The sequence below is a fragment of the Metabacillus herbersteinensis genome, from assembly GCF_042433335.1.
GTDB lineage: Bacteria > Bacillota > Bacilli > Bacillales > Bacillaceae > Metabacillus > Metabacillus herbersteinensis.
In genome coordinates, this window is sequence record NZ_JBHLVO010000001.1 from 1 (window position 1) to 13,246 (window position 13,246).

The window sequence follows — 13,246 nt, forward strand, 5'->3', positions numbered from 1 at the left end:
GAGCATCATTCATCACCTCAAGATTTTTATTACTTCTATTTTAATACAAAAAAGACTGTAGGCAAACTCGATAAAATCGAGTTTGTCTACAGTCTGAAGCAGTGTAGTTTACACACTGCTTTTTACTATCTATGCTTTTTCTTTCATACTCCACTCACTGGCCTTCTCAAAAATTCTAGTAATCGTATAATCCAATAAATCAGGTAACACCTCGAACGTATAAGGAAGATGCAGTCTTTCCGTCCATTTATGAGGATCTCTGCCCACAGGGCCTACGTTTAAAACAGGCACATTCAAGCTTTGCATATCATTTAATGGCAGATAAAAATGATTGCCGTAGAGTGGCATATTCGACGTTAATTCTACAAGTGACTCTCCTTTTTCATTCAACTGCATGAAGCTTAAGTCCGATAATCCTGTGAAATAATTTAAAGACTTTAACGGAATTGAATAGTTTTTGTCCGCATAGTGGATTAATTGCTGAATTGTATCTTGAACAATTGCATCGTGCTCCGAAGAAACCGCCGGATAAAACGGTGGACTATAAAAAACAACAATCATCGGAGAATATTCCTTACACAAACTTGCTAAATCATCAACAAGTTTTGTTGAGAAGTCTCGATCCCCTTCGTCTCCGCGGTTAGCTGATAGATAGTTTATTCTGCGTCCTACTTCGCTCTCCCCTACTTTTTCAATCGCTTTCTTCAACAGCTGTTTATACGTTAACACATTTACCTTTACATCAAGAGGGTCGAACGAAACATATTGTTGATAGCTTTTCGATCTTTTTTGATAAAAGTCTTCAATTTGTGAAGCGGCTAGCTCGGCAACTTTAATAAGCTGATTCTGCACATCTGTTATTGATTGCTTCATTGTTAGCAAGTTAAAGAGTGACACAGCAGTATGCGGAATTTGCACAGAATACTCTTCCTTTAAATCCTTTTGCATTAAGTTGGTTGGAGGTGGCGTCATTTCATCGCCTACTTTTTCACAAAAAGAATCGTTCAATTCCATCAAGCGATTAATCTCTGACACCATTAAATTCGCATTTAAACCAGAAAATGGCTCTCCCACATGGCTTTCAATTCCGCTACAATAAAAGCCGGCGAGGATTTTACCAATCGAGCCGGTATACACATAATAACTCGGATCATTTGGATAGCGTGCAAACATTGGTTCTGAATTAATACAAGCTGAAAAATTGAGATCCCATTTTTTCTTTAGATCATTTAAGACCGGAACAGCACTCAGCATCCCTGCAGAGTTTGCCTCTTCATCTGGAACAGTTACTAATAAAAGGTTGCCTTTAAATTCACCATTCATCGCTCTCTCTAACATTCCAAATTGAACAGCTAGACCTGCTTTCATATCCATGGTTCCTCGTCCGAAAAGCCACTCTCCACTTTCTAGATCCTCTGCAACATTTGCAGGCATGGTATCCAGTCTTGTTTTTAATTCTTTTGTTAATTCATGAGGTCGAAAAGCTAAATGTGTAAGATCACCATAATCCATCACATTTACTACATCAAAATGACTTAGTAAAATAATTGTTTCGGTGGCACCCTCTTGTTTAACAAGGGCACTTAAAAAGGTCCGTCCATCATGAACAGGATGCAAGTTTAGATAATCAGGATTTGCTGTGAAATAATCTCTGTCTTTTAACAAATAATACATATATTCTGCAAGTGCAACTTCACCAGATGTACCGGTAACACTTGCATGTTCAACTAGTGCTGTAAGTAGCTGGGTCAACTGTTCTTTTGTCTGCCATTTTTTGTTCACTTAGAAGTCCTCCCCACATGATTTCCTATATTGTATACAAAGTTCGACTATTTTGTAAGCAGAAAAAATGACGCAGATTCTGTTGCTTGTTATAATTTCCCTAGAAAAAAAAACACTAAACAGGAGGAAAACAATGACACATATGCTTTTTAAACCTTATACAGTAAAAGATGTAGAGTTAAAAAACCGAATTGTCATGTCACCGATGTGTATGTATTCTTCACATAATAAAAATGGAATGGTTGAAAATTTTCATATGACACATTACGTAAGTCGTGCGGTTGGTCAAGTTGGGCTAGTGATGGTTGAAGCAACAGCCGTTACCGCGGGGGGGAGGATTTCTGATCAAGATCTCGGAATATGGAGCGATGACCATGTTGAGCCACTTGCAGAATTAGTAAAAGGGATTAAGCAATATGGAGCAAAAGCGGGCATCCAAATTGCCCACGCTGGTAGAAAAGCTACCGTTGAGGGAGAAATCATTGCACCTTCACCTCTAGCGTTTAACGAGAAATCAAAAACTCCGATAGCGATGACAAAGGCTACAATAGATGAAACGATTGAAGCATTCAAAGCTGGTGCTGAGCGCGCAAAAGAAGCAGGCTTTGATATTATTGAGCTTCATGGAGCGCACGGTTATTTAATTAATGAGTTTCTCTCCCCATTATCGAATAAACGTGAAGATGAATACGGAGGTAGTAGTGAAAATCGCTACCGCTTTTTAGAAGAAGTGATTGAAGCGGTAAAAGAAGTTTGGGCAGGTCCACTTTTTGTGAGAGTTTCTGCATCGGATTATCATGAAGAAGGATTAAATGTTGAGGATTATATCGAATTTGCTAAGAAAATGAAAAATCAAGGTGTTGACTTAATTGATGTAAGCTCTGGAGCAATCGTTCCAGCACGAATTAATGTCTATCCTGGTTATCAAATACGATTTGCAGAAGACATTCGTCGTCGTGCCGAAATTGCCACTGGTGCTGTTGGATTAATCACACATGGGATTCAAGCAGAAGAGATCTTACAAAATGAACGTGCGGACCTCGTATTTCTAGCTCGGGAACTCCTTCGCGATCCCTATTGGCCTCGTACTGCAGCGGCTCAGCTTGGTGTAGAAATTGAGGCACCGAAGCAGTATGATCGCGGATGGTAATTTGGTTTTTTTGACGAAAATCAGGGATATTTAAATCATCAGCAATAGGTCGTCACCACCACTGGAATTGAAGATCAGTGGTGGTGACTTTTTTTGAGGAGAAAAATACAAATAAGATGATAGTCTGTGTGGTGACGAGCCAAATATCTATTTTTCGTCGATGTTTGTCGAGAAATCGATATATTGCCAAACTTGATGATATAAGTACCCAACTCGTTGATATAACCTCAGAACTTGATAAAAAGCTTCATAATTGAGATGAAAAGACGCTGCTACAAGAGTAAGGATCGGAAATTCCGAGATATCTCCTTATAAAAACTGCAGAAAGACCATTTTTTAAAAACAGAACACAAAAAAGAGCCTGAAAACAAGCCCTTTCATACGTATCCCTACGATCCGCCCACCTGCCTACCAACATTAAAACGTATTATATACATTTTCGCATTCCTCAGCTGTTGGTTCGTAAAAACAATGCAGCTTATATCGTGCTACAAACGGTTGATTGTACCATGTAGGGGGACATTCACCAGGCGGCCTAAAATACCACAAACTAAAACGTGCTGGCCAAAATCTTTCTCCATTGATCACCCGACGAGCTAAACGTTTTTCACTTTCCCTTGCTCTTTGATAGAAATAACCATGTGTAACAGCCTCAAATGCATGTGGTTGATAAATCATATTGGGAATGGTACGAAGTCCTTTAAAATCCGAACAATTTGCTCTTATTCGATTAATTCCTACGTTCCCGATGAGCAACATGCCCTGAACTCCCTCACCTTCACCTTCGGCCCTAAGCAACCTTGCTAAAAGGTCAATATGTGCTTCAGTTGCTTTCACTACTGCCATAATTCCCACCTCCTGCTTCTATTCATTCTATAATTTTTTAGCTAGTGTTATAACAAGAATTTGGGATTGAATAAAAAAATGACTACTATCCCTCCTAAAGGAACAGCGGTCATTTGACTTCATTTCGTTTCCCGATGAATGGTACTACGTTTCAATCGAGGTGAATATTTTTTTAGCTCTAGACGATCAGGATTGTTACGTTTATTTTTTGTCGTAATGTAGTTCCGATCGCCTGACTCGGTACATTGTAGTGTAATATTTACTCTCATGTTTAATTCCCCCTCTTATATAAAGCGTAATTGTTACGATTTAAATGTTATATTATTCGTTTTTTATCGTCTTGTCAATAGAAAGAAAGGGTTTTTGTCCCTCTCTTCTATTTCTGCTTATGTACCTCATACTTTTCAAAATCATTGGCAAGATCTGTATTTATAAAAATTTCTCTTGCTTCATTCAATAGTGATTCACTATCCTCCCCTTGATAGCGCGAGCTAATATGTGTTATCACTAATTGCTTAACATTGGCCTCAAGTGCGATTTTTGCTGCTTGACTTGTTGTAGAATGAAAGTAATCAAATGCAAGTTGATCGTCAGCATGTCCGAAGGTTGCTTCATGAATTAAAAGATCTGCATTTAAAGCGAGCTCGACACTTTGTTCACATATCCGTGTATCACCTAATATCGTAACAATTCTTCCTTCTTGATGAGGTCCTAAAAAATCTTCACCATTTAATTCTCTACCATCCTCTAGTTTAACGGTGTTTCCCTGTTTTAACTTTTGATAAATTGGTCCAGGGGGTACATCCAAAGCTCTTAACTTATCAACCTGGAGTGTCCCTGGTGTATCCTTTTCTACAACTCGGTACCCTAAACAAGGAACACCGTGTTCTAGTTTTTTCACAGCTACTCTAAATTGAGAGTCTTCAAAAGCAATTCCATCCGCTACTTCAATTATCTCAAGAGGATACTTAATATGTGTGTAGCTCAGTAAGAGTGTTTTTTCAACGAATTCTTTGATTCCCTTGGGACCATAAATTGTTAACAGCGTCTCTCCACCTTGGAAGGATCGGCTTCCTAACAATCCAGGCAAGCCATAAATGTGATCTCCATGCATATGTGTAATAAAAATTTTTTCAATACGTCGTGGTTTTATGCTAGTATGTAAAATTTGATGTTGAGTTGCTTCCCCACAATCAAATAACCAAACGGCTTTGCGTTCTTCTAACAATTGAAGCGCAATCGATGTAACATTACGAGATTTCGCCGGCATTCCCGCTCCTGTGCCAAGAAACATGACATTCATAGGGTTTCCTCCTCAAATATTCTTTTCCTAAGCATACCGTATAATCAAATTGAATTGAATAGTGACAGAAGCAGTAGAGCCTACATTTATCAATTTAATAATCGAATACAAAAGAAAGAGAAAATTTTAGTCTCAAATGTTTGATTTACGATCTGATAACCTTTAAAATTAAGTATTTGTATAGGGTATTATTTCACAGGGATGAAAAATAGATGGTTGATGAGCTATGTTCGTTGGTTCTTCATACATTTTCCTAATAAAAGGGAACAACTAATTTTACATAAAATGCATCGATAAAGTGAGGTAAGAGTAGTGAATACAAAAGAACATCCAAAAGCAATCATTGTCATCTTTGGTGCAACAGGCGATTTGGCAAAACGCAAACTGTTTCCTTCGATTTATCGTTTAGTTCAAAACAATAAAATTGCGAAAGACTTTGCCGTTGTTGGTGTAGCGAGAAGATCATGGACTAACGAGGAATTTCGATCCAATGTAAAAGAGTCCATTCAAGCATCAATGAAAACACATCCCGAGTTAGATGAATTCGCATCTCACTTTCACTATCACCCATTTGATGTGACCAATCCATCCTCCTACTTGGAGCTAAATGGAATGCTAACAGATCTTGACGGCATCTATCATACATCTGGAAACCGAATTTTTTACTTGGCGATGGCACCCGAATTTTTTGGCACAATTGCTCTAAACTTAAAAAAAGAGGGATTAACCGCAACAGATGGCTGGAGTCGCCTTGTGATTGAAAAGCCATTTGGACACGACCTACCGTCTGCCAGGAAACTAAATCATGAAATTCGTGAAGCTTTCACTGAAGATCAAATTTACCGTATTGATCATTACCTTGGTAAAGAAATGGTTCAAAACATTGAGGTTATTCGATTTGCTAACGCCATCTTTGAGCCACTTTGGAATAACCGTTATATCTCTAACATTCAGATTACGTCGAGCGAAGTTCTCGGTGTTGAAGATCGCGGACGTTATTATGAAAATTCAGGTGCTCTTAGAGATATGGTTCAAAATCACATGCTCCAAATGGTCGCTCTTTTAGCGATGGAGCCCCCAATTAAATTGACAACAGACGAAATTCGTAGTGAAAAAGTGAAAGTATTACGGGCTTTAAGACCACTTGCTGAAGACGAGGTCGCTGAAAACTTTATTCGCGGCCAGTATGACCTGGGGACTGTTTCTGAAAAAACGCTTCCTTCTTATCGTGACGAAAACAATGTGGATGAGTTGTCAATGACTGAAACCTATGTAGCAGGTAAACTGCTCATTGATAACTTCCGCTGGGCAGGAGTACCAATCTACATACGTACAGGTAAGCGCATGAGCGTAAAATCCACAAAGATCGTCGTTCAATTTAAAGACATACCTATGAACCTTTACTACAATCGAAAAGAAACAATGCACCCTAACTTATTGGTGATACACATTCAACCAGATGAAGGGGTAACACTTCAATTGAATGCACAAAAACTAGGTGATGGCACGTACGGCAAACCAATCCCACTTAATCATTGTAACAATAGCATTGACGGAATCAATACACCAGAAGCTTATGAAAAGCTGATCTATGACTGCATGCGCGGTGATGCAACAAACTTTACACACTGGGATGAAGTAGCTCTTTCATGGAGCTATGTGGATCCAATTTCTAAAGCGTGGGAACATGAAAAGGCAGAGCTTGCAAAATACCCTTCTGGCTCAATGGGCCCAAAAGAAGCAGACCAACTACTTGAAAAAGATGGAGCTCAATGGTGGCCAATTTCTGATCATTTTGAGTAAGTTATATAAATGCAAAAACGAGTAAAGCGGATTAGCGCTTTACTCGTTTTTTTATTTTGACATGAGCTTTGCCTGCTTCTCCACCGCTTATCCGCTATCTTATCCATCACAACCAGTAGTGAAGGAGTGGTCATAATTTAAACGGCAAGCAACGCAAAGGTTTAAACCTTTTCTCATTAGTCAATAATGAAAATTATTATGCTTAAGGGTGGGATTCATAAAATGGACGATAAAAAGACTTTAAATTCCGAAAAATATCAGTCCTTTGAATCACTTCTAAAGCAATTTCAAAAGTCTAAAGATTTTACACTATTTCCTATTGCGACTCTCGATGAATTTATAAAAATTGGTTACTTTACATCACTTATCGATGTAGAAATTTTACATAGAGATGTTTTTCCTTATATAAAGAGAATAGATGGAACGTCTATCACTCAATTAGTAAATGTACTTCCAATAGAAAATCTCACGATTACTAGTAAAGCTAGTGATATTCAAGATCAACTATTGTCCGGGTCTATCGTAATGTTCCTTTCACATGATCCTACAAAAGCGATATTGATTAAAGCAGGTGTTGAAAGGACAAGACAAGTATCATTACCAGAAGTGGAATTTAGTGTCGTTGGTCCAAAGGAATCATTAGTAGAATCACTAAATACGAATCTTAACCTGATCAGAAAAAGGTTACCTCTTCCTGAATTAATGGTGAAGGAAGTAATCGTTGGAAAGCTATCAAAAACGAGAATAGCAGTACTTTATATAGAAGGAATTGCAAATGAAGAGAATGTCAATACAGTCATTCAACGAATTTCTGACCTTGATATTGATCAGGTTATTGATAGTTCATATATTACTCAATTAATTCAGGATAATCAAAATTCTCCCTTTCCACAATTTATTGATACTGAAAGACCTGATCGTTTAGCTGCAGTGTTGGGTGAAGGAAAAGTTGTCATATTAACTGAAGGGGCTCCCCATGGATTAATTGGTCCTACAACCTTAGTCGAATTCTTCTCCGCATTCGAGGATTACTTCTTAAATTGGATAGTAGCCTCTTTCTTTCGCTTAGTACGACTATTTGCTGTCCTTTTTTCTGTACTCGTTACCCCTATTTATGTAGCTGTTCTTACTTATCATTATGAATTAATTCCTAAAGACTTGGTAAATACATTGGTTACGTCTAGAAGCGCTATACCATTGCCTCCTATTTTAGAAGCAATCATACTGGAGTTGGCGATTGAATTACTACGAGAGGCAGGAGCCAGACTTCCTACGAAGGTAGGTCAGACAATTGGTATCGTGGGCGGGATTGTTATCGGGACGGCATCTGTTGAAGCAGGATTAACAAGTAATGTATTGCTCATTATTGTTGCATTAGCAGCACTAGCTTCATTCACAACTCCTGTTTATCAAATGGGTAACACAATAAGATTGCTTCGTTTTCCATTTCTGTTACTCGCACATTATATTGGCTTAATAGGCGTTGCCATTTGCTTTTGTTTCCTCCTCATCCATTTATTGAGGTTAACATCCTTGGGTAGACCCTTTCTAGAGCCTTTATATCCACCAAGAATTTCAGATTTAAAGGATGCTTTCATTCGCTTACCTTTGTCACGTCAGTCAAAACGTCCGATCGAGCTACAAACAGAAGACACAATGCGATTCAGTACAGAAAAGGCAAACGAGAAAAAAGGGTAGGTGAAATTCACAGTGGAAGAAAAAAATTCCTCCTCTATTTCTCCATTTCTTGTGTTTTTTTTAATTCATTCAGTCCAAATTGGTATCGGAATATTAGGTTTTCAAAGACAAATAGTGAAATCGGCAGGAAATGATGCATGGATGGTGGTCATTATTGCTGGAATTGCTTTTAATATCTTAATTTGGATGATGTATTCTTTGTTGAAAAATGAAAACAAAGATCTCATTGGCATTCACCGTAACCTCTTTGGAAAATGGTTTGGTGGGATGTTAAGTATCATTTGGATCCTGTATTGGCTGCTTTTAGGTCTTACGATTATTAGAACCTATATCGAGGTCGTCATCTCTTGGATGTTTCCACATATTAATGTTTTTGTTTTTAGTTTCATATTAATCTTGCTTGTGTACTATGGAACTTCCGCTGGTTTTCGAGTTGTCGCTGGGATTTGTTTTTTAGGGGTAGTTATTCCTTTCTATTTAGTTTTCACTTTTATCTTTCCTATTGAATATATTGAATTTCGTAATCTATTACCAATTTGGAATCACTCGATTAAAGAATTAGCTGTTGCAACAAAGGATATGGCATTAAGTTACCTAGGTATTTCCACATTGCTAATGTATTATCCTTACATAAAGCACCCGGAAAAATCACAAAAATGGGCCCACATGGGAAACATTCTTTCCATGATCTTGTATTTATCTTTAATTATCATTACGATTGGTTATTTTAGTGAGGATCAATTAAGCAGACATATATGGGCAACCCTTTCTTTGTGGAAAATCGTCGAGATGCCATTTGTTGAACGTTTTGAATATATTGGTATCACTTCATGGGTTCTCGTTATCCTGCCGAACATTTGCTTATCTCTGTGGTCAGCTACAAAAGGGGCTTCTGGCCTTTTTAAATTTAAAGAAAGTAAGATCCTTATTTTTATGGTTTTAGTTATGTTCATCGGGTGCGTGTTAGTAGAAGGAACTGAATATGTTGAAAATTTAAATAAATGGCTATCAATGACAGGAATCATTTTAGTGTTTGGCTATATTCCACTTCTTCTTCTATTTTCTAAACTTATGTCAAAAGTAAGGGGGAAACGACAATAAAAACCACTTTAGTCACCCTATTAATCCTATTAACGATGTCCGGATGTATGAATATTGATCAAAAGATACTAGATGATGTTCAGCTGATTACAGCTGGAGGATATGATTATTTAGAAGCAGATATGCTTCAAACTACAGCTGTTACACCTAATTATCAACCCGATAAATCTGTTATTAATGAGACCTATACGGCTTCTTCTAAATTAAATAAAGAGGTTCGTAGTAAGATAAATGAACAATCGGATAAACCCTTTGTTAGCGGAAAAATCCAAGTGGCTCTCTATAGTCGTCGATTAGCTGAAGAAGGAATGATAGACACAATTGATACCTTGCAGCGCGATCCAAGTGTCGGATCGAATGTTTATTTGGGGATTGTAGAAGGAAGCGCAAAAGAATTATTGGAAAAACAATATGGAAACGCAGATAATGGAAACTATTTATCGAGTTTAATTGAACAAAATATTGAAACTGGTACGATTCCTAAAACAAATCTTCATGAATTTATTTATGCATACTATGCTGAAGGAATGGACCCTTTTTTACCATTATTAGGATCAGAAAATAGTAGAGTAGATATAAAAGGGATTGCCTTTTTTAAGAGTGATCAATATGTACATCAAATTGCTGAAGAGGAGAAACAATTTCTATTTAAAATACTGTATGAAAATAAATCGAGTGAGGGTTCAATGCCTATTGAACTTGGTGAGGATGGTAAGGATGGTGAATATGCTTCTGTTTTTAATATTAACTCTAAGAGATCTTACGATATTCAGAAGCCTATGACTGATTCAGACATCACAATACATATGAAAATTAAAGGTGTTCTAAGAGAGTTTACCGGAAAAAAAGTTGACAAGAAAAGCATTTCAATGATAGAAAGCAAAATGAAAGAGGCAATTGAAAAGCAAGGGTCCGAACTCATTAAAGAGTTTCAAGAATTAAACATAGATCCTTTGGGGATTGGCGAACAAGTAAGGACTCGAACGAGAAACTGGGATCAAAAAAAGTGGCAAGAGATATATCCAACTATTGAGGTTAATGTAAAGACAAGCGTTAAAATACTCGAGACTGGAGTTATTGAATAAATCCAATTTTGAGTAGTATAAACAAGTCAGCACTAATCCAAAAACGAGTGAGGCCGCAGAGCGCTTCACTCGTTTTATTTACTTTCATCAAATTTATTTTTTTTCGTACGATTCTCACCATTCATACTACATGAATAGGCAACTAGAAAAAATAATTATTTATTTTATTATTAATCCTTGTAAACACATAGGAATTATGTATAATAAATATAAATTGATTGTATAAATAATTGACTGATTGGAAAACCAAAGGTCCTTAACTTATGTTAAGGGCCTTTTATTATTTATTAGGGGAGCGTCGAAATGAGAAAATTAATTATCTTTTCGTTAATTGGGTTTTTTGCACAGCTTATTGATGGATCTTTAGGTATGGCTTACGGAGTTACATCAACCACGTTACTTTTAACGTTTGGGATCGCACCTGCTGTGGCCTCTGCTTCCGTCCATTTTGCAGAAGTTTTTACAACTGCTGCTTCTGGTGCTTCTCATATTAAATTTGGGAACGTTGATAAACAGGCAGTATACAAATTAATCATACCAGGATCTATTGGGGCGTTTGCCGGTGCTTGCTTTTTAAGTAATTTACCAGGAGATTTAGCTAAACCATTCATTGCGGTTTTCCTCTTGGTTTTGGGTTTTTATGTACTATTACGCTTCTTATTTAAATTTGATGTAGAAAATCAAAACCAGTCCATCGAGCTAACACGCAAGCAGGCAATTCCACTTGGATTACTAGCAGGATTTGCAGATGCAACGGGCGGTGGAGGATGGGGACCAATAGCAACCCCTGTACTATTATCAAAAAAGGGATCTTCTGCAAGGAAGGTTGTGGGCACGGTTGACACGAGTGAATTTGCAATTGCAGTTTCAGCAACATTAGGCTTTTTAGTGTCACTTGGTTGGGAGCAAGTCAATTGGTATTGGGTGATCGCCCTTATCATAGGGGGAGTTATTGCAGCTCCAATAGCTGCATGGCTAGTTAGAAAGTTACCAGCCTATCTTCTTGGGGTATTGGTAGGAGGATTTATTATTTTAACCAATACCAGGACATTATTGACAACCTGGTCAATTGACGAAGCATTTACTCCAGTCCTCTATAGCATCTTAATATTCGGATGGTTTTTCGCGATTGGGTATGCCATTAAAAGAAATAGAGTAAGATCACAAAATATTTTGAGTCTGTAAAATTATCTTTTACTAAAAAAAAGCCCTAAAAAGCAGGGCTTAGAATATAACATTTCAAGTATGCTTAAGATGTTTTTAATTTTCAATGGCTGATTGATTCTTAAATTTACTTCGTTTAATAAGCGGGTAAATTAAAAACCCTGCAAGGAAAAGTCCGATTCCTAAAGAAAATGTTTGGATATCTGCAGTTCCAGATATAATCACCCAAATTGAGTAAATCAATGCAAGTGAGGCAATGATACCGTCCGAGACTCGCGGTCCCTTTTTAAGATCGTATGTCTCACCTTTAATTACGAGCTTTAAGAAGAATATGGCAGAAACTAAGTATGGGATCAGATAAGCAAGTGTGGCCGATGTTGTCAAAAATGTATATGCCTCACTGATAGTCCCTGATATCACAGATAAGATAAAGATTTGTGACATCGCGTTAGTGACAGTTAATGCTCGAACAGGGCTTCCTTTCTTGTTAACTTTAGCAAAGTACGTAGGGAATACTCCTGTTTTGGCTGCTTGGTATGGTACTTCAGAGCTAAGTAAAATCCAGCCAATGGGTAGCTCCAAAAAGTGAAATTACAGCTAGTAGAGCCATGATAGTTGCGCCAGCGTCACCTATCATAACAGAAAGTGCATCAACAAATGGCTTATCAGATGCTCTTAGAACCTCTTGAGGTAACACTCCCATGATAAGTAAGGTTATACCCATGTAAATGGTTAATGCGATAAATAATCCTAGAATAGTTGCACGACTAACATCACGTTGAGATTTAGCACGTCCAGATAGGATAACAGCAGATTCAATTCCAACAAATGCCCATAGAGTCGAGATCATCGCTAAGTTTATTTGACTCGGAAGATTTTGTATTTTTCCTTCTGAATCAACTATTGGTGTATACAAGTCTCCTAAATTGGAGTACTGGAATACAAACAAATGCTGCTACTATGAATGTTAAATTGCTTACGCTGGAGTATGAAACTTAAGTTCTAAATCAACAAATCCTTACTATTCTTTACAAAAAACAACAAAAAAACGCAATGGTATACTACCCACGCGTTTCCCTTCAATTAAAACCCGCAACCTATCTCGACGCAATAGTTCTCCACAGAACAAAATCTGTGACAGTCCTACACCTATTCGATGTAGACCCAGTATGGTTGGCTGTGTGAATCCTCCCAAACTTCGGCAACAAATTCCTTTATTCTCATCTTCAATAATCCCCACAGATCTCATAAGAGCTACTCTTAATTGTTGCAACCACTACCTCACCAAGATAGCGATGAGGATTTACTATTAAA

10 protein-coding genes, 1 pseudogene and 1 riboswitch are annotated in these 13,246 nt (G+C 37.4%); of the genes and pseudogenes, 6 read left to right on the plus strand and 5 right to left on the minus strand.

Annotated elements, in window-relative coordinates:
* Positions 1–129: 129 nt before the first annotated feature.
* Positions 130–1,782, minus strand: a complete 1,653-nt coding sequence (locus tag ACFFIX_RS00005; protein ID WP_378929145.1) for a M20/M25/M40 family metallo-hydrolase — start codon at positions 1,780–1,782, stop codon at positions 130–132.
* A gap of 133 nt (positions 1,783–1,915) precedes the next feature.
* On the opposite strand from ACFFIX_RS00005, the gene namA reads away from it, so the two are divergent.
* Positions 1,916–2,932 carry an NADPH dehydrogenase NamA gene (gene namA, locus ACFFIX_RS00010; protein WP_378929148.1) on the plus strand — a complete coding sequence of 339 codons (1,017 nt, stop codon included), beginning with the start codon at positions 1,916–1,918 and terminating at the stop codon, positions 2,930–2,932.
* A gap of 417 nt (positions 2,933–3,349) precedes the next feature.
* On the opposite strand, the gene ACFFIX_RS00015 is transcribed toward namA, so the two are convergent.
* From ACFFIX_RS00015 to rnz, 3 genes are all read right to left on the minus strand, one after another.
* Positions 3,350–3,778, minus strand: a complete 429-nt coding sequence (locus ACFFIX_RS00015) for a cell wall hydrolase (protein WP_378929151.1) — start codon at positions 3,776–3,778, stop codon at positions 3,350–3,352.
* Positions 3,779–3,897: 119 nt separating this feature from the next.
* Positions 3,898–4,047: a 50S ribosomal protein L33 gene (rpmG, locus tag ACFFIX_RS00020; protein ID WP_378929153.1), complete on the minus strand. Its 150-nt coding sequence runs from the start codon at positions 4,045–4,047 to the stop codon at positions 3,898–3,900.
* 107 nt (positions 4,048–4,154) lie between these two features.
* The gene (rnz, locus tag ACFFIX_RS00025; protein ID WP_378929155.1) at positions 4,155–5,081 is read right to left on the minus strand and encodes a ribonuclease Z; all 927 of its coding nucleotides are present in this window, start codon (positions 5,079–5,081) and stop codon (positions 4,155–4,157) included.
* Positions 5,082–5,393: 312 nt separating this feature from the next.
* On the opposite strand from rnz, the gene zwf reads away from it, so the two are divergent.
* The 5 genes from zwf to ACFFIX_RS00050 all read left to right on the plus strand — a co-directional run bounded on the left by zwf (position 5,394) and on the right by ACFFIX_RS00050 (position 11,953).
* Positions 5,394–6,884 (plus strand): glucose-6-phosphate dehydrogenase, encoded by a 1,491-nt coding sequence (gene zwf, locus ACFFIX_RS00030; protein WP_378929157.1) that lies wholly within the window; start codon positions 5,394–5,396, stop codon positions 6,882–6,884.
* A 222-nt stretch (positions 6,885–7,106) separates the two neighbouring features.
* The gene (locus ACFFIX_RS00035; protein WP_378929159.1) at positions 7,107–8,582 is read left to right on the plus strand and encodes a spore germination protein; all 1,476 of its coding nucleotides are present in this window, start codon (positions 7,107–7,109) and stop codon (positions 8,580–8,582) included.
* 12 nt (positions 8,583–8,594) lie between these two features.
* Positions 8,595–9,683: a GerAB/ArcD/ProY family transporter gene (locus ACFFIX_RS00040; RefSeq protein ID WP_378929162.1), complete on the plus strand. Its 1,089-nt coding sequence runs from the start codon at positions 8,595–8,597 to the stop codon at positions 9,681–9,683.
* A gap of 47 nt (positions 9,684–9,730) precedes the next feature.
* Positions 9,731–10,768, plus strand: a complete 1,038-nt coding sequence (locus tag ACFFIX_RS00045; protein WP_378929164.1) for a Ger(x)C family spore germination protein — start codon at positions 9,731–9,733, stop codon at positions 10,766–10,768.
* A 303-nt stretch (positions 10,769–11,071) separates the two neighbouring features.
* Positions 11,072–11,953, plus strand: coding sequence for a sulfite exporter TauE/SafE family protein (locus tag ACFFIX_RS00050; RefSeq protein ID WP_378929166.1), 882 nt, complete (start codon positions 11,072–11,074; stop codon positions 11,951–11,953).
* A gap of 75 nt (positions 11,954–12,028) precedes the next feature.
* Here the strand turns inward: ACFFIX_RS00050 and ACFFIX_RS00055 are convergent.
* A pseudogene (locus ACFFIX_RS00055) lies at positions 12,029–12,881 on the minus strand (amino acid permease); the annotation flags it as partial.
* A 154-nt stretch (positions 12,882–13,035) separates the two neighbouring features.
* A riboswitch (Lysine riboswitch) is annotated at positions 13,036–13,219 on the minus strand.
* Positions 13,220–13,246 lie beyond the last annotated feature (27 nt).